Here is an 18132-nt window from a genome sequence, read left to right on the forward strand (position 1 = left end):
GAAAAATTAAGTTCACTAATATAATATGCTTTTTAGAGGTAGGCACATATTATACCAAGTATTTTAAAATTTAAAAGACAGTTATTATTAACAAGGCAACAAAAATAAACGATATGTTCAATTACAAGAGCATCAAGCGTATCAGTACTATTGCTAGTATTGTGAGTTGGATACTCTTGTTGATGATTGGTGTACGTGAACAATACCTCACCGATTATAATATCGCACATGCTCCTTTCCCATCATTTGTAAAAGGATTAATACTCAATATATGGATTATTTCTTCTTACTTTCTGATTTGGCTTTATTTTCAGCCTAAAGAACGGGATTTTCAAGGACTATTGTGGCAGATTTTTGTCGTTGCATTATTGTCTACACTCCTTTCTATGGGAGTCAATTTATTGCTCACCTGGCTTAGGGATGAATTACAATATAACCTACCTTTTCTCTATGCCATCTTTTTCCATATTGAGTTTTCGCTTCTGATGACATTACTGATCAGTACTTTTGTCACCTGGAAAAAACTCATATTATTCGAACAAACACAATTCACGCATTATACATGGCTTGCATTTGAGATCTTTTTAGGATTAACAATGCTTGCTCACTTTATCAGAATTGGAACTATTGATGATATCTATTTTAAAATCCCGATTGCATTTTTAATCATTTGGATTCTAATGATTTCGATTAATGTAAGATGGGTTCCTCATCTCAATTTCCAACAAAAAGTTCAAGGTATTTTCAAGCTGGCATTTATCATGTTGGCTTTTAGTTATTTCGTTGCAAGTTTTAGATTTTACTTTTATGAGCAATCTTTAATTAGTGATGATTTAATCAAAAACTTATTCCCTGTTACACTTTTCCTCTTTGTTTTTGTTTATGCTGTATCAGCAGCTTTATTTATGCTGTTCAGTTTGCCTACTTCTTCTGTTTTTGAGAAAAAAGAACAAGAGATTAGCAGTTTCAGAGACCTAAGTTTAGCGGTAAGAGATGGGAAACAAGACACTGATGTTTATAAAGTATTATTGCATAGTTCACTGAAAAGTATTCAGGCTGATGCCGGATGGATTGTAGATAATGACTTCAATGTGAAAGTGATATATGGCATCGATAAAGAAGATATTCTTGTGGTCAACCAAGACCTAAAGGATGCCGAGTACAATGGTTCTCAACCCATCAAACTCAACTTCCAACCTTACTTCCGCAAGGAGAATGTCAATAGAAATTACCGTTCTATTATTGCACTTCCTATCATTGTTGACACAGAAGTCAAAAGTTCTCTAGTTTTAGTGAAGAGACTTCATAACGCCATTGACTCTGTAATGCAGTCTACGGTCAATACCTATGTTGCTCAAGCGGGCATTGCACTTTTCAACCTCGATCTATTATCCAATGCGGTCAAGAATGAGGTTTATAAAAACAGTATGCAAATTGCCAAACAAACGCAAGAAGCATTAATGCCGAAGAAGCAAGAAATCAATGAAAATATAGAAGTTTATGTTACTTGGGAACCTGCTATTGTGGTAGGAGGTGACTATTATGACATGCACCGATTAAACGACCATGAAGTAAGCTTTATCATTGCCGATGTATCTGGTAAAGGACCTAAAGCGGCTTTCAACATGGCTCAGATGAAAGGTATTTATCATTCATTGGCTCGTGAAGAAGGTATTAAACCTGATGAGTTCTTTACTAAAGCCAATGCAGCTCTAACAGGCTGTATTCAAAGGGATACTTTTATTACTGCCACTTATCTTCATATCAATACTGAATTACAAAAAGTAGATTATGCGAGAGCAGGTCACTGCCCTACATTATATTATAGTAATGCTACAAACGAAGCTACTTTCCTAGACAATAGAGGACTGGGACTTGGTATTGTGAGAAACAACTCCTACAAGAAATTCATCCACAATCACGAAATCCATTATCAGCCTGGAGATATTATGATTCTTTATACTGATGGTATTACTGAAGCGAGAAGTAAAAATGGAGTTGATGAATATGGCTATGATTATATGAAAGCTATCCTTGAAAAAAGCAAAGACGAACCACTAAAAATTATTGCTAATAAGATACTTTTAGACGTCTATAATTTTATGGGTAAAGAAGCAATGGATGACGATTTCACTTTATTGATCATCCGTCTATAAAAAGGCTTGGGACCTCATTTCTATTAAAATTTGCTCACTCAACACATTATAAACTAAAGTTTCGTTAATCATAGTGATCCCTTTTGTAAAGGATAAATGGTAGTGCATTGTGGTTCGCGAGGACGTTGCAATGCAACGACCCTACAGAACTGAATTTTAGAAGATAATTACAAAACCCTTTTCTTTTATAATCAGGTAATCATTTAGTAGTATCTAAACCGGTCTTGAAGGGAAAAGCGTTAAGAATTTCATGGAATGAGCCGGTCAAAATGATTTTGCTGTTTGAGCATCTCAAAACGATGAAGTTTTGATCGAGTTATCCTTTCAAAAAGCGAGAGGAATGAAATTTAGTTTTTGACTTCTAAGCCTAGATTTTTTGCTTCGTTTTTCATCAATGGAAAAATGAAGAAGAAGGAAGCTTGAAAGTAGGCCCTATAAAATCTAGTAGAAATACGGATTGAAAGTTAAAGAAAGTTTAGTCTACAATTTAGTACACAATGCAGCTTGGAAACTTAAAGCTATTTGCAAAAACACTTCTATCAATACTCCCCATTATTTACAACTTCCCTTTTCGTCTCTCCCTTTTTCATTGCGGTTTATACTTCAGTTACGGCTAACTAAATTAAAGCCCATAATAAATTTCTAAGTAAAATAACAGGTATAATTAGAGGTCAATTCAGTAGAAGAATAATAAAAATCATCATCATAATGAGGCTTATCATAGTATTATTTACACTCCTTTAGCTATTTTTGCAACCGATACCGATTACTTATAACTACACTTCGTTTTCCTATTTATTAATTTACTTTACTATTCAACATTATTACCATAAACTGTTTTAACTAACAAATACAGTTCGAAATGAAAAGATTAATTTGTTGATTGATGAGGTGAAATCGAAGAAATTGATAGTATATAATCTCGCAATTTTTATTTAAACCAATAGCTATGTCAATTCAGGACAAAAAACAGATCGTCTTAACATTAGATGCCGGTGGAACTAATTTTGTATTTTCTGCTATGCAAGGTGGAAAAATGATTGTAGATCCATACAGACTACCTTCAAATGGAGACAACCTAGAACAAAGTTTACAAAATATTTTAGAAGGTTTCAATCACGTGATCAAAGAATTGGGTGATCGTAAACCTGAGGCAATTAGTTTTGCATTCCCTGGTCCTGCTGATTACCCTAACGGTATTATTGGTGATTTAAATAACCTTCCGGGTTATAGAGGAGGGGTTGCCCTTGGACCAATGTTACAGCATCACTTTGGTATTCCTGCATTTATCAACAATGATGGCGACCTTTATGCTTACGGTGAAGCTATTGGCGGTTTATTGCCTGAAATGAACGCTATGCTTGAAGCAAATGGAAGCGAAAAAAGATATAAAAATATTATTGGAATCACTTTAGGTACTGGCCTTGGTGGAGGTATTGTAAGTAATGGCAACCTTCATATTGGTGACAACAGTATGGGTGGTGAAATTTGGTTGATGCCTTCAAAAGTATTGGACCATATCAATGCAGAAGAAGCTTCTTGTATCCGTGCCGTTCAAAAATTCTATAAAGAGTATTCAGGTGTTGACAATGCTGAATTGACACCAAAAGATATTTTTGAAATTGCAAAAGGTGAGCAAGAAGGTGATAAAGCAAGTGCTCAAAAAGCATTTGACACTTTAGGTGAAAACCTTGGTGATGTATTGTGTACTTTAGGAACTACAATTGATGCATTGGTTGTTATTGGTGGTGGTCTTTCTGGTGCTGCTGAATTATTTATGCCATCTGTATTGAAAGAGATGCGTTCTAAATACAACCATGGAGAAGATAGACTTGTGGCTGAAGTATTTGATCTTACAAACGAGGATGAAAAAGCAAGTTTCGTGAAAAACAATCAGCACGAAATCAAAGTACCTTTTACTGATCACGTAGTGATGTATGATGCTTCTCCTAAGATTGGTGTAGGTGTTTCTAAAATTGGAACGAGTGAAGCGATTTCATTAGGTGCTTATGCTTACGCTGTAAGTCAACTTGAACAATAAAAATACTAGGTCATAGGTTAAAATTTGTTTTCACTTATTTTATGATTTCATTTTAACCTGACGACCTAAACGTCTAATAACTAGATATATAATTACACTATTGTCATAACTAATTGTACTATCTCAACAAAGAGAAACTTTTAGATTGATGACAATAGTGTATTTTTTTGAACTTTAGTAAATTGCTAAAGAAGACAATAATCGGAGCTTGACAATTGCTCAAGACCTTAATAACCACAAAAAATTCAAAACAAAATCTTGTCCTTTACATTAAATAGATTGTCTTCATAAAACAATAACTAATTTTTATTTCAAACTCAATTAAATTATGGAATTACTTGCATGTGTTTTCGTGCTTTCAGTCTTATTTATGGGTTCTTACAGACTGTTAGCTAAATCGAATTAATTTTACCCTTAATTATTTATTCACTCCCTTAAACAGATTACATTTCTAGTTTGTACCTTTGCTGAAAAATTAAATTAAAGATACATCAATGCGTACAAGATTTGCTCCAACACCCAGCGGTTTCCTTCACATCGGAAACGCATTCTCTTTTATCCTTACTTGGATTCTAGCCCGACAAGAAGATGGAGAAATATTATTACGTATTGATGATATCGATAGTACAAGAACTAGAGACGAGTACATTGAAGATATTTTCAGGTCGATAGAATGGCTTGGATTAGACTATGACAATGGTCCTTTCAGTGTAGAAGATTTCCACAAAAACTGGTCACAAAAAATCAGAAATCACCGTTATACTTCTGCTTTTGAAAAGCTGAAAGAAAACGGTGATTTATTTGCATGTCAATGCTCTAGAAAACAAATACTTGAAACTTCACCTTCTGGAATTTACACTGGTACTTGCAGAGATTTGAGCCTACCCTTCGACACCCCTGAAACCGCTATTCGAGTAAAAACTTCTGATGTTCCTATCCTTTTGGAAGACCTTTTTATTGGAGACATCGCCGTCAATCTAAATGAGGTGATGAAGGATTTTGTACTCCGAAGAAAAGATGGAATTTATGCTTATCAATTGGCCTCTTTGATTGATGATATTGATGATAATATCGATTTTATTGTAAGAGGTGAAGACCTAGTTGAATCTACTATTGCTCAAACTTTCTTGGCCAACAAATTAGAAGTTGATTCATTTGAAGAAATTGAATTCCTACATCATCCTTTGCTTGTTGATGAGAACGGTAACAAATTATCAAAGTCTCAAGGTGCTGACTCCATCAAAAACTTAAGAGAAGAAGGCATGACTCCTCAAGAGATTTACAGTCAATTTGCAGAATTTTATTTAGGAGAAGAAACACATATTGAATCCTTAGATCAACTCTTAGAAATCAACTTTTTAGGATCTGAAGAGGATTTTGAAGAAGAATAAATCATTCCCACAACATTGAACATACTACTCAAGCAGAGAATAATAGTTATTGATTTTTAATAACGTTGGTCATCACATCTTTATCGAGATAAAAGTAATTTTGGAATATCAGTAAGTTACAATACCCTATTTAGCAATCACTAATATTAGGACCAATGAACCGTAATGTATTTACGGTAATGTAAGTGCCTGATCACTTCAAGATTTACTACCATAACAATTCATTAACATGAAAAACATTTTCAGTTCTCGAAAAGGAAATGTAGTTACCATCTACTTACCAAACCAATGCTTGAACGAACTATCAAATGATAATACCATGCAAATCATCAATGAAATCAATGTAATCAATGATGATACTTCTGTGGATATGGTAATCTTTAGGACGATTCAAGAAAACTTCTTCTTAAAGCAATCAAAAAGAGATGAAAATAAGTTAGTCATCGAAAGCGATTATTTTATTTCTCTAAAAGAAAAAGTCCAAAATATGAGACCAATGACGGTTTCTATTGTGGAAGGAACTACCAATATGATAGGGTCTGAGTTTATCAAAGCTAGTGACCTTTCTTATGCTACTGAAGAAGCTACATTTGCCAATGGATTTGACCTTCAGAATCAAAGTCTAGAACAATATTCTGCACAAAAAGCGGAAGATCTTGGCATAATTACACGGTACGTTCCTTCAGATAAAATTGATATTACCCTAGATTACCTCCTTCATACATATGAATAATTCAATTTATTTTTAGAAAAAGTATCTAAATCAGGGATTTATACTATCAATTTCTCAAAAAATACAGAAAAAATTTCAAATCCGTCAAAAGGATTTCTTAAATCGTTTTTTCCTCTACAAACTACTCCTTATTTTTGCAGTCGGTTTAGTGGCTTCTCATGTCTCATGATTTGATAAGTCCCTTTATTCAAGAGAATACAATATAAATAAAGACATAAAATGCTTAGAACGCATAACTGCGGAGAACTCCGTGAAGGCCATATTGGGCAAAAGGTGACATTAAGCGGATGGGCGCAAGCTGTCCGTGATAAAGGTGGTTTAATTTGGATCGACATTCGTGACCGTTATGGCATCACTCAGTTGTTGATCGAAGATGATGGTAATGCTGCTGCTGAACTATTAGAAACTGCTCGTAAAGTAGGTCGTGAGTTTGTATTGCAAGCTACAGGTGAAGTAATCGAAAGAGCGGCTAAAAACCCTAATATCCCAACTGGTAATATTGAGTTGCGTTTAAGCGATTTGGAAATTTTGAATGAGGCACAAACTCCTCCTTTCAAAATTGAAGATGAAACAGACGGTGGTGACGAGCTTCGTATGAAATACCGTTACTTAGACATCCGTCGTAATCCTGTTCGTGAAAAATTAGTTTTACGTCACAAGATTGCACAAGAGGTAAGAAGATATTTATCAGACCAAGACTTTATTGAAGTGGAAACTCCAGTATTGATCAAGTCTACTCCTGAAGGTGCTCGTGACTTCTTGGTACCATCAAGAATGAACCCAGGTGAGTTTTATGCTTTACCTCAATCACCTCAAACATTTAAGCAATTATTGATGGTCGGTGGTATGGACCGCTACTTCCAAATTGTAAAATGTTTCCGTGATGAAGATTTACGTGCTGACCGTCAACCTGAGTTTACTCAAATTGACTGCGAAATGGCATTCGTTGATCGTGAGGACATCATCAACAACTTCGAAGGAATGATGCGTCACCTTTTCAAAATGGTGAAAGGTATCGAACTTCCTGAATTCCCAAGAATGGAGTATGCTGACGCTATGCGTGACTACGGTTCGGATAAGCCTGATACTCGTTTTGATATGAAATTTGTAGACTTAAACGACGTTGCTCAAAACAAAGGCTTCAAAGTATTTGATTCTGCGGAGATCGTTTTAGGTATTTGTGCGAAAGGTTGTGCTTCATACACGCGTAAGCAAGTAGATGAGTTAACGAAGTGGGTACAACGTCCTCAAATCGGAGCAAAAGGTTTAGTATATGTGAAGTGCAACGAAGATGGGTCATTCAAATCTTCTGTTGACAAATTCTACTCACAAGATGACTTGAAAGCATGGGCTGAAAAAGCAGGTGCTGAAGCAGGTGACTTGTTATTAGTTTTATCAGGTGAGTTGGACACTACGCGTAAGCAAATGTGTGAACTTCGTTTAGAAATGGGTGAGCGTTTAGGTTTAAGAAACCGCCAAGAATTCTCTCCACTTTGGGTTGTGAACTTCCCAATGTTCGAAAAAGACGAAGAAACTGGTCATTACCACGCAATGCACCACCCATTCACATCAGTACTTCCTGAAGATGCTGAAATCTTGAAAACGGACCGTTACAATGCTCGTGCTAATGCATATGACATGGTCATCAACGGTGTTGAAGTTGGTGGTGGTTCTATCCGTATCCACGACAAGTCGGACCAAGCTGATATGTTCGATGCTTTAGGATTCACTCCTGAAGAAGCACAAGAGCAGTTTGGCTTCTTAATGAACGCTTTCGAATACGGTGCACCTCCTCACGGTGGTATCGCATTAGGTTTCGACCGTCTTTGCTCATTATTTGGTGGTGTGGATTCTATCCGTGACTTCATCGCATTCCCGAAAAACACTTCTGGTAGAGATGTAATGATCGAGTCGCCATCAGTTGCTGATGCTCAACAATTGAAAGACTTAAGTATCCAATTGGATATCAAAGAATAGATTTTTAAACGATACCGTTTAAAAGAATTAGCCAATCTGCATTATTGTAGGTTGGCTTTTTTTATCTTTAAGCTAAACTCCATTCATTATGACTTACCAACGCAACCGCCTGCTTTATTTTATTTATATCGTCATTGTAATCGGCTTAGGCCTTTTATCAAGAACACGCATTACTCCCGAATTTATCTACCCGTATTTAGGCGATTTTTTCTATGCGGTGATGTTCTATTTTATCATCGCATTTTTACTCAATAGAAGTCCTTCAAAAACGATACTTATCATCAGTGTATTGATTTGCTATCTTATCGAATTACAACAAATCTTGGATTATGATTGGCTGGTCGCCATCCGAAAAACGACTATTGGTAGTTTGACCTTGGGGCACGGATTCCTTTGGAGCGATATAGTGAGTTATACTTTTGGTGGGATCGTGGCTTATGGAATGGAGCATTATGTTTTGAGGAAGGTTTAATACTTACTTGTGTCACAAAGTGCCACTGGCGCAAGTGTTAAGCCGGAGGCGTCACTTGTGTCTATATTTTGAAGGAGTCTGTAGACTCCCTAACCCCCAAACCATAGGTTTATAAGGGAAAAGGTTTACAAAATTTGAACTTCCTCTCATATCTGTTCCTTCGTTATGTTGATTCGGAAGTCGGGAGACTTCTCCGATTGTTGGACACAAGTGACGCCTATCGGCTTAACACTTGCGCCAGGAGTGATTAGTTTAAAATCTCTTTCTCTAATATGTAAAGATCATCTAAATCATCATCTAACATTACTTTATATCTTTTCTTTTTTTTATCAATTAATAAGCAGGAATTAAAACTAATAGAACCATCATCATATAAAATTTCGATATTTAAATGAGATACTAAAAATTCGATTAAAGCTTGTAAAGCAAAAGAATCAATCCCTGTAAAATATAACTCTATATGCATTAAAAAATCTCCTGATTTATAATTCTCAGTATCATAAATCAATAGTACATCCGTTATAGGTGCGTCAATTTCATCCATATGCTTTATTTGATTGTCTTCTAATTCAAAAAAGCTTTTAAGAACTTCTACTACTTTATGATTTGAGATTACTTTGCTAAATATGATAGTTTCTGATTTAAACATTTCTTTTGTTTTTTAAAATACCACCATCCTATTGGCACAAGTATTAAGCCGAAGACATCACTTGCGCCAGAGAGGTAGCAAGCTATTATATATCAGCTAAAAAATGTACCTTTAAATAGAGCAAATAGTGTATCCAAAATAAACGACTTCAATGAAACTTAGTGTAAGCAGACTAGAACTATCCGCAAAAATCAATTGGGGTAGAAAACATCTTACTTCTATTCTCAAAAAAACATTGCCTCTTTTGGGGATTGGAACCGTTATCAGTTTTACGGCTATCCCTTATCCTATTTTTGAAACGTGGATCAAAGGTTTTACTTTTTTGGGGATTCCTTCTCTATTATATTTTGGTTCATCTGCAATTCTTTATTTAACAAAAGGTAAATCAAAAATACGATGTACAAATGAGGAGTTACATATTCAAAATGGTAAAACGGAATTTAGAATACCTACTCAACAAATTGCCCAGTTTTATTTAAAGTATAATTCTGACAAAACTAGAAATTCAGATCACGCGAAAGTAGATCTTATGTTGATTACTAAAGACCATCAAAAGTATGATTGTTTTAATGCAAAAGGACTGCCTGCAAAGGATGGAAGGGAACTAGAAGATACACTTCAACAATTTTTGGGAATAGAAGATTATTACGTGGAAGGTGAGTACCAAGTGGTAGGACATCAAAAAGAAAGTTTAATTGAAAGTGATCTCCCAAAAGGTGAAAGTGTTGGGCAAATACTTTCCTTTGGTACAGAAGAAGGCATCATCCTCAAAAAATTTCAATACAACTGGGATCAAAGTTTACCTGACCAATTGTTTTGGGTAGAAACAGGAAAAGACCTTTCTATTCTTTATAAAAAAGAAGAACACTTCTATAAAGAATCTAAAATTAATACTACTCTATTTTTCAGAGAAACAGGGTTTACAAGTAATATTTCATGGGAACATCTTCCAAACATTTTTCATTATAAAAATGAATTATTTGAGTTGATTGAAGAAACATCAGGTCTCTTCCTAAGTAGCTATGCAGAGAAGAAAGAAATTCCTGTTCAGCAACGATTCTATAAAAATCTGAATCAGAATAATTGGTTCAGAATTGTACTTTATTCCAATCTTACAATTGAAATTTCTAAAAGCTAAACGATGAATATTATAGAAACTAGAAATGGTGGATATTTATTTACCATAAAAGGAAAGCTATCGAAACCATTACAGGAAGAGTATAAAAGAAAAATCGGAAATGAAGATAAGAAAGGCGAATTGTTCCTTTTCATTTTTTCCTTTGTAGCTACTTTTCCGCTGACTTTATCAAACCCTGAGCTATTATTCCTTATCCCTACTGCTTTTATTACTTATTTTTTGGGGAAACGCTATTATCTAAAAAATAAAGAAGATACCATTAGGATCGTAATCTCAGAAGATAGTTTTGCCATTAATATCATTTTTGATGATGACCGTTATTCGAAGCATTTTGATCCTGAAAATATTGAACAACTTTACATCAGAAGAGTCGAGTTGAATAAGTATTGTCTATGTGCCATTACAAAATATCCTTTCAGACAACAAATTGCTTTAATCACTGGAAATGAAGATAAACTTGCAGAATTAGTCGATTTGAAGAATCAAATCCATGAGTATTTCAATATTCAAGAAGATGAATTAGAGGGAGAAATTACCTATCAACAAGCTGAATTACCCAAAAGAAAAAGACAGTACTTTAATCTCTTCCATCAAGATATCAATGATATTCGATTAAATAGTGTCATTCATTTGAAAGGAGATGATCATCATATCACAAAAATCAATCAGCTGGACTGGAACAACGGTATGGTCTCTTATCAATTTATGCTTGAGACAGAAGAGGCGTTATTTTATCATTCTTCTCCTGCGGAGCGACTTTTATTTCTAGAAAAAGAGATGACGGATAGTAGTGAAATTGGATTGAATCCTTATCAAACAGAACTTGATAAGTTCGAGAAAATACTCTACTATGAGAGTACTAACTTTTACCAAAGTGAACAAAATAAAGGAAAGCTCTTCGAAGGTAAAAAACTTACTCATAACAATGTGCTTCAACTCCTTTATGAAGATGAAGAAAAGAAACGATTCTTGAGAGTCTTTATATTGGGCAGTGGGATCAAAGTAATGTTGGGAGAAGTTATTGAAGAGCATCAATTACAAGAGATTTTACCTGAAGTGGAATAGTAATACACAACTACCACTTGCACTAGTCAATATCTTTGAGCGAGGTAATAAAAAAGCACATAGCATTTCTACTATGTGCTTCAATAGGAATTATTAGTCCTTATTTTTTAATAAACTTCTTCGTGATGATCTGATCTTTGACTTCAATTCTGATAAGGTGTAAACCAGAAGTAAGTCCTTCAGTATCCAATTTAAGTTGTTTATTTACAGCATTAAACTGAAGTTGTGCTGACGAAACTATTCTACCATTTAGGTCGAAAATCGTGACTATAGCACTTAATGCTTCTTGAGAATTTAGTGCAATTGTAAGCTGCTGTGTTACCTCAGTTGGATACACGTTTACTTTCAATTCTTCCACTAATGAATTACTCAAACGTGATACGCTCAACTCTGGATTTCTATCATGCCAGACTCCGTCTTTATACCATCCCTCATTCGTTCTGGATAAATCAGCAGTTTGTGTTCCGCTACCGTTATGAAAAAGTAGATTGGTAGATGTAGCACCCTCGATGGTGTACTTATACCAACCGCTTCCTTCATCTATCATGTTTTCTCCGGGCCAAGCTGATGATCCTCCGTTGGAGGCATTCCAATAGTGAATCATTGTGCTATTTCCCCATGAACTTTTGAAGTGGATGGTCAAACCTGTTGGATCGATCGGCTTTTGGTCGTACCACTGTCCATCTCTATACCAACCTGTTGAACTTCTTGATAAATCGGGAGATTGATACCCTGCATTATTATGGAACAATAGGTTGATCGAAGACACGCTTGATGGAAACTCAAAAAACCACCATCCATCTGTTCCTTCTGACAATGTTGCTCCCGGCCATGTTGTGCTTGCGATGCTTCCTGCTGGAGAGGCATTCCAATAATGTATCAATGGATTATCTACTCCTTGGAAGTACACTGTAAAACCACCTGTTGCTTCCGTTACTTCGTAAGTTGTGGATTGAGTGGTTGAAGTATTTCCTGATGCGTCTACTGCAAAAGCAGAAACTACGTGTGTTCCTACAGTGTTTAAAGCAATGGATACGCTACCTACTCCTGATGAAGATGAAGTGGTAGGCGTAGAACCGTCTACAGTGTAATAAATGGTAGGAGCAATTCCTGAATTATCCGAAGCTGTAATACTTACGGTACCTGATCCACTGAAGGTTGTTGAAGGTGTCATTCCTAATGTTGGATCGGTTTCATCAACTCCTGTATCTAACACTATCCATTGACCATTTTCGAATCCTTTACCTTCGTTGCCACAAGTACTTCTATCATCGGTTTGGCCTGCTCCTCCATTAGAGAAAATCACATTGGCACAAGTACCACCGGTTACTTCATATTTCATCCATCCGCTTCCAACTTCAGGGGCAGAAACCATTGCTATACCTGGCCATGAAACAGGATTTTCCTCAACCACAGTTCCATTTTGAGAAACCTCCCAATAATACACATGAGAATATCCTTTTGCGTAAATCGTAAATGACTGAACAGGGTTGAAAGTGTAAGTCGCTGTTTCAACAGTTGATGCTCCTACTTCATTGTAAGCAATCGCTTTTAAAGTGACCGATTGCCCTTCTGTTCCTTGAATAGAAATGCTACTTGAGTAGGGTGTTGAATTTTCGTCAGGAGTTGTCCCGTCTAATGTATAATAAATCACACCCTCATTTGTAGCTGTCAGTTGCACACTCACATTTCCGGTTGGGAAGTTTCCACCATTTGGAGAAATCATCACATCGGGTTTTTGTGGACCAGGGCAATTTCCAGGACAAGTATCCGTCCATTGACCGTCTTTGTACCAACCCGTTCTTTCTCTTGACAAATCATCTGACTGTGCTCCTCCATTGTCATTAAATACAATTCCTGTACTTAAAGCGGTAACGGAAGCTTCATACCAGCCACTGCCGATATCAGTCATTTGAACACCCGGCCAAACAGTATCATCCGTCACACCAACTGGCTCCGCATCATAGTGATGCATATGGGCAGAACCCCAATCTGATGGTTTGTAGAAATACACTGTGATTGGATCAATCTGACCAATAGAATATGATTTACTTGCCGAACCTGTACGTCCTTCGGCATTGATGCCTACGGCTTTTACAGTTGCTGATTCATTCAATGTGAAAGGTCCTGCATAAGCCGTCCAATTCATATAATCCGCTGGATCTGCAGTCTCATCCAAAGTGTAGTAAATACTAGGATTTGGATCGTCTGCATCTACTGCTGAGATAGAAACCGTGATGCTGTTTTCGTCATATCTTGTATCGGGTGAGATAGTGAGCACTGGTCTAGACACGAATGTATAGTTTTTACTGTATAATAGAACGATGCCCTCGCTGTCTGCATTAAATGAAACCTGACCACCTGCTACTACCTGCATAGCACCCGTGTAATGATCTACAATCGTATCACCTTCCTCATAATATTCAGAGACATTGAAAGTCACATTGCCTTGTGCACCCACTGCTACAATCACGCGGTCGGCAATTTCCAATTCTTGGTTATTGTAATCACGAACAAAAGTATACGGTGCATCTCCGATTTTTTGATGTGATCCTGCTCCTACTGCAGGGTGATCTCTACGGAATGTTCCTAACTTTTTCCATACTTCATGTTGGCTGGTATTGAAGTTACCCCAGTTCATATCTGAACGTGTATTTTGCTCTGCATCACTCCAATTTCCTTCCGGACGACCTGATTCATCACCGTAGAAAATTTGAATACCACCGGGTAACAATAAGAAACCGGGTGCGGCAGATTGTAAGCTATTTCTGTCAAACAATGGCACTACATCATGAGATGATAAGTAGCTTAATGAGTTCCAAGTTGGATCGTCGTTGATGGTTGCATATTCAGAATACAATGATTCCAATGAAGAAGCATCACGTGAAGAAACTCTTGCATCATTTTTCAGATTAAAGTTGATTACAGAATTAAACTGACCGTCTGTATGGTATTCCGATTTGTTTTTTCCGTGACCCCAAACTTCGGCTGTCATCCAAAACTCCAGATCATCCATTGCTTTTTCTGGGTTCTCCGCTTTCCAATCTTTTAATGCTTGAATGGCATATTGCTTCAGTCTTGACCAACGTTCCAACTCTACGTGTTTGGCTGTATCAATTCTAAACCCATCAATACCATATTTTCTTACCCAATCTGTCAACCAGAAAATCATGTAGTTGGAAACTACTCTAGGTAGTCCTGTCGCATTGAAAAAGGCATCTAATTCCGCTTTTTTCTGATCGAATTTTCCTTCTTGCGTCCACTTCGTCACTAAGATTGGAGGAATCCCCACTTCTCCTACATCTTCCGTTTTTAAGTCCGGTAAGAAACCTACACAGTTATCAATTCCTCCACCGGAAGAACACCCATCATAACCGTCAATATCTGGGTGACGCATCCAATCTGGCCCCCAATAATTCGAGATCCATGTTCCCCCACTATTGTAGTCTACAAACTTCTCGTGATAAGAATGCCATGATTCACTTCCAGAAGGTTGCCAAGACCTCCAAGCTGGATCAACAGAACCGTAGTTGTATTGTTCCATATCTTGCATGGTCACATAACCCGTGTGGTTCATTACTACATCCACCACGATACGGATTCCTCTGCTGTGGGCTTCGTCTACAAACTCTTGGAAGTCTGCTTCCGTACCCATGTTCTGATCAATTTCCGTCCAATCCATAGCATAGTAACCGTGGTAGCCGTAATGACGGAATGAACCATCAGAACTACCGCCTACCCATCCGTGCATTTGCTCTACGGGAGAAGTAATCCATATGGCATTGACACCGATAGACTCAAAATAACCTTCGCGAAGTTTGGCCGTCATCCCTTTCAAATCTCCCCCATGGAATTCACCCGCTGAAGAATCATCGGTATAGTCTTGACCATTTCCATTTTTGCCTCTGTTGTAAGGATTATTATTGGATGGATCCCCGTCATAAAAACGGTCCGTCATTGTAAAATAAACGGTGGCATTGTCCCATGTAAAGTTTGATTTCTTTGCTGGAACCGTAATGATAACATCATCTTCCTCTTTAGTATAAGTGGCTGAAACTTCTGTTGAAGAAGTACCCTCTAAAACTGCGATTGCTTTGACAGTAGTTGTGGCTGTAATTGTTAATTCACTTTGATATACATCAGAAGAAATAGTGGGTGTGCTACCATCTAAAGTGTAGTAAATTGTAGCATCCGTTGTCCCTGAAAGAGTAACAGAAATCTGATTTTCAAAATTGGTCGATTGAGGTGAAATACTCGCATTCACTTCTACAGGAATAACAATATCGGGACAATCCACCGTACAAGTGGAAGAAACGACCCCTTGATCGTACCATGCAGTGCCAGTTATCGTAATATCTTCATCTTGGTTGTTATCGTAATCATGAATTACAAAACTCGCTTCCTCAACTCCAGGTAAGGTAACTTTATACCAATCTTGTGTATCAGCAACTTTTTCCATTACAACACCTGGCCACTCTGTATCTGCACTCACTCCTGCTGGAACAGCATTCCAGTGATGAGCATATAATGTTCCCCAGCCTGCAGGTTTTCTGACATAAACCACCATCTCAGGAAGTGACTCTCCTATATAATATTTGTGCTCAGCATAACCTATTTTTCCACCGCTATCTACTGCAATTGCTTTCACTGTTGCCGTAGAAGATAATGTGAACTCACCGGTATAAAGTGTAGATGAAGTAGTAGGTGTTGAACCATCAATAGTATAATAAATCGGTAAATCAATATCTTGATCATCAACTACTGAAAGCGTTACTTGAACGGGAATATCTGATTGTAAAATAGAAGGGTCGATGCTCACTAATGGATTTTCGTTTACACCTTCACCTTTATCCCAAATAGAATAATTCAATCCATCAGCTTGTAATACCCAACCATTTCCACCTGGCGACCAAGAGGTATTACCAATACGAACAGCAACTTTATCATCAATAATCGCTGCATAGCCGTTTCCACCTGATTGTTGGATACTTACTGTACTGTTGTTATAGATGCCATTTGCTTTACGCAAAGCGACCATCTTGGCAATCTCATCGTAAATTCCATAATCGAATAAATGAGAATAAAAGACCATCGGTGATCCTGCATGGGTCAAAATGTAAGCATATCCTTGTAAAATTTGAGAGTTTGAACTTGGATCATTTGGGAATGCCGATCCAGGATGATCTCCTTGACGGACAGGTTCTGTATCATGATTCTCTAAGAAAGTCACTGAATTTTGTGGCCAAACACCTGCAACACCTGGCATTTTTCCTCCATTATTCAACGCTCCATAATTTCCATTTACAGCTTCATGCAAAGCAAATTTCAAAGGAAAATCGAAAGCTGTAGAGGTACCTTGTGTACCATCCATCCAATTGATGATGGTTTGTGTATCACCTGTCCAGTTTTCACCGATAGAGATATACGGATTGGTAGCATTGTTGTATTCTGCGAAGAATCCAGCTCCAAAGCCATGAACAAAATCGTATCTCCAACCAGAGTAACCAATATCCGATTTCAGCCAGTTCATCCAATCCTTAATGGCCTGTCTTGTCTCGAAATCATTGTGGTTGATGTCTCTTGCTGCACTGTAAGGTGTTCCTGTATCAAAATCACCACAGCCTTGACCAGGAAATTGTTGGTTTACCTCATCATCAGCCGTAATGGCATTACAGCCTAATTCAGGTTCGCAGAAATCTGCCCAACCTACACAACCCACTCTGTGATTGATCACAATATCAGCAATGGAAACAATGCCTTTACTGTTGAAGTGTGCAATAAGATCAATTAATTCTTGTTGAGTACCATAGTTAGAATTTAAGTCGTACCATTTACGTGGTAAGTAACCTGCCCTATCTGCAGCATCGGAAGATGGCGGTAACCATACCCCATCGATTTCTGCTGATTGAATAGCATTGACTTTGTCGTTTAGATTGATCCACCAATCCTTGGTAGTAGCATCAGCGGATTCCCAGTGAAAGCCTTGGAGGTAGACTTCTCTACCGTCAGCTTGTTGGGCGAATAGACTCAAGTTTGACCACAGAAGGCAGCCAATAAGCAAGAGCCATTGAGAGAGCAATAGTTTCATTTTCATTTCAAAAAAATTTGTACACAGTTCTGTAATGATGCCGGCCAATCATTACACTCATTTTATGCTAAATTAGAAAAGGTGTTATTCTAAATCGCACCGATGAGTTTTCGGGGAGGTTCAACGCTCAAAAGCACGTGCCATTATACAGATTGGTACTTGATAATAATGAGGCTCAAAGGATGTTTATGGGTTTTCTTATTTAGTAATGCAGATTAAAAAGGAGTTATAACTTTTATTTTTTGGTCTATTCGTGTATCAAATTTTATTGGGATAGAGTGACTTTGTGAGGAGGCATTTTTTTAATTGAGACGTTTTGGGGAGTGTATCTCTCTGTATGCATCCTCCCTTCACTGGCGCAAGTGTTATGCCGGAGGCGTCACTTGTGTCTATATTTTGAAGGAGTCTGTTGACTCCCTAAC

General features: G+C 37.1%; 10 protein-coding genes. 8 read left to right on the top strand and 2 right to left on the bottom strand.

Annotated features, from left to right (window positions below; translation table 11 throughout):
- The first annotated feature begins 113 nt into the window (after positions 1-113).
- The 6 genes from IC221_RS09820 to IC221_RS09845 all read left to right on the top strand — a co-directional run bounded on the left by IC221_RS09820 (position 114) and on the right by IC221_RS09845 (position 8770).
- Positions 114-2156, top strand: coding sequence for a PP2C family protein-serine/threonine phosphatase (locus IC221_RS09820; RefSeq protein ID WP_188168802.1), 2043 nt, complete (start codon positions 114-116; stop codon positions 2154-2156).
- A gap of 949 nt (positions 2157-3105) precedes the next feature.
- On the top strand, positions 3106-4197 hold the full coding sequence (locus IC221_RS09825; protein WP_188168803.1) for an ROK family protein: 1092 nt from the start codon (positions 3106-3108) through the stop codon (positions 4195-4197).
- Positions 4198-4691: 494 nt separating this feature from the next.
- Positions 4692-5588 (top strand): glutamate--tRNA ligase family protein, encoded by an 897-nt coding sequence (locus IC221_RS09830; protein WP_188168804.1) that lies wholly within the window; start codon positions 4692-4694, stop codon positions 5586-5588.
- 229 nt (positions 5589-5817) lie between these two features.
- On the top strand, positions 5818-6321 hold the full coding sequence (locus IC221_RS09835) for an enoyl-CoA hydratase/isomerase family protein (protein WP_188168805.1): 504 nt from the start codon (positions 5818-5820) through the stop codon (positions 6319-6321).
- Positions 6322-6540: 219 nt separating this feature from the next.
- On the top strand, positions 6541-8298 hold the full coding sequence (aspS, locus tag IC221_RS09840) for an aspartate--tRNA ligase (RefSeq protein ID WP_188168806.1): 1758 nt from the start codon (positions 6541-6543) through the stop codon (positions 8296-8298).
- An 88-nt stretch (positions 8299-8386) separates the two neighbouring features.
- The gene (locus IC221_RS09845) at positions 8387-8770 is read left to right on the top strand and encodes a DUF2809 domain-containing protein (RefSeq protein WP_223241347.1); all 384 of its coding nucleotides are present in this window, start codon (positions 8387-8389) and stop codon (positions 8768-8770) included.
- A gap of 247 nt (positions 8771-9017) precedes the next feature.
- Here IC221_RS09845 and IC221_RS09850 read toward each other — a convergent pair whose 3' ends face one another.
- Positions 9018-9419 carry a hypothetical protein gene (locus IC221_RS09850; RefSeq protein WP_188168807.1) on the bottom strand — a complete coding sequence of 134 codons (402 nt, stop codon included), beginning with the start codon at positions 9417-9419 and terminating at the stop codon, positions 9018-9020.
- A 151-nt stretch (positions 9420-9570) separates the two neighbouring features.
- On the opposite strand from IC221_RS09850, the gene IC221_RS09855 reads away from it, so the two are divergent.
- Both IC221_RS09855 and IC221_RS09860 read left to right on the top strand, forming a co-directional pair.
- Positions 9571-10557: a hypothetical protein gene (locus tag IC221_RS09855; protein ID WP_188168808.1), complete on the top strand. Its 987-nt coding sequence runs from the start codon at positions 9571-9573 to the stop codon at positions 10555-10557.
- Between the two features lie 3 nt (positions 10558-10560).
- A complete protein-coding gene (locus tag IC221_RS09860; protein ID WP_188168809.1) occupies positions 10561-11622 on the top strand; it encodes a hypothetical protein in 1062 nt (353 codons plus the stop codon).
- A gap of 100 nt (positions 11623-11722) precedes the next feature.
- Here IC221_RS09860 and IC221_RS09865 read toward each other — a convergent pair whose 3' ends face one another.
- Entirely contained in the window at positions 11723-17716 is a 5994-nt protein-coding gene (locus IC221_RS09865) for a starch-binding protein (protein WP_188168810.1), read from the bottom strand.
- Positions 17717-18132: the final 416 nt, after the last annotated feature.

Origin of the sequence: Flammeovirga sp. EKP202, assembly GCF_014534745.1 — a bacterium.
Classification (GTDB): domain Bacteria; phylum Bacteroidota; class Bacteroidia; order Cytophagales; family Flammeovirgaceae; genus Flammeovirga.

What these genes read in the sequence shown, in the direction of transcription:
- IC221_RS09820 (WP_188168802.1), top strand. Translation starts at nt 114, where the DNA reads ATGTTCAATTACAAGAGCATCAAGCGTATCAGTACTATTGCTAGTATT.
- IC221_RS09825 (WP_188168803.1), top strand. Translation starts at nt 3,106, where the DNA reads ATGTCAATTCAGGACAAAAAACAGATCGTCTTAACATTAGATGCCGGT.
- IC221_RS09830 (WP_188168804.1), top strand. Translation starts at nt 4,692, where the DNA reads ATGCGTACAAGATTTGCTCCAACACCCAGCGGTTTCCTTCACATCGGA.
- IC221_RS09835 (WP_188168805.1), top strand. Translation starts at nt 5,818, where the DNA reads ATGAAAAACATTTTCAGTTCTCGAAAAGGAAATGTAGTTACCATCTAC.
- aspS (WP_188168806.1), top strand. Translation starts at nt 6,541, where the DNA reads ATGCTTAGAACGCATAACTGCGGAGAACTCCGTGAAGGCCATATTGGG.
- IC221_RS09845 (WP_223241347.1), top strand. Translation starts at nt 8,387, where the DNA reads ATGACTTACCAACGCAACCGCCTGCTTTATTTTATTTATATCGTCATT.
- IC221_RS09850 (WP_188168807.1), bottom strand. Translation starts at nt 9,419, where the DNA reads ATGTTTAAATCAGAAACTATCATATTTAGCAAAGTAATCTCAAATCAT.
- IC221_RS09855 (WP_188168808.1), top strand. Translation starts at nt 9,571, where the DNA reads ATGAAACTTAGTGTAAGCAGACTAGAACTATCCGCAAAAATCAATTGG.
- IC221_RS09860 (WP_188168809.1), top strand. Translation starts at nt 10,561, where the DNA reads ATGAATATTATAGAAACTAGAAATGGTGGATATTTATTTACCATAAAA.
- IC221_RS09865 (WP_188168810.1), bottom strand. Translation starts at nt 17,716, where the DNA reads ATGAAAATGAAACTATTGCTCTCTCAATGGCTCTTGCTTATTGGCTGC.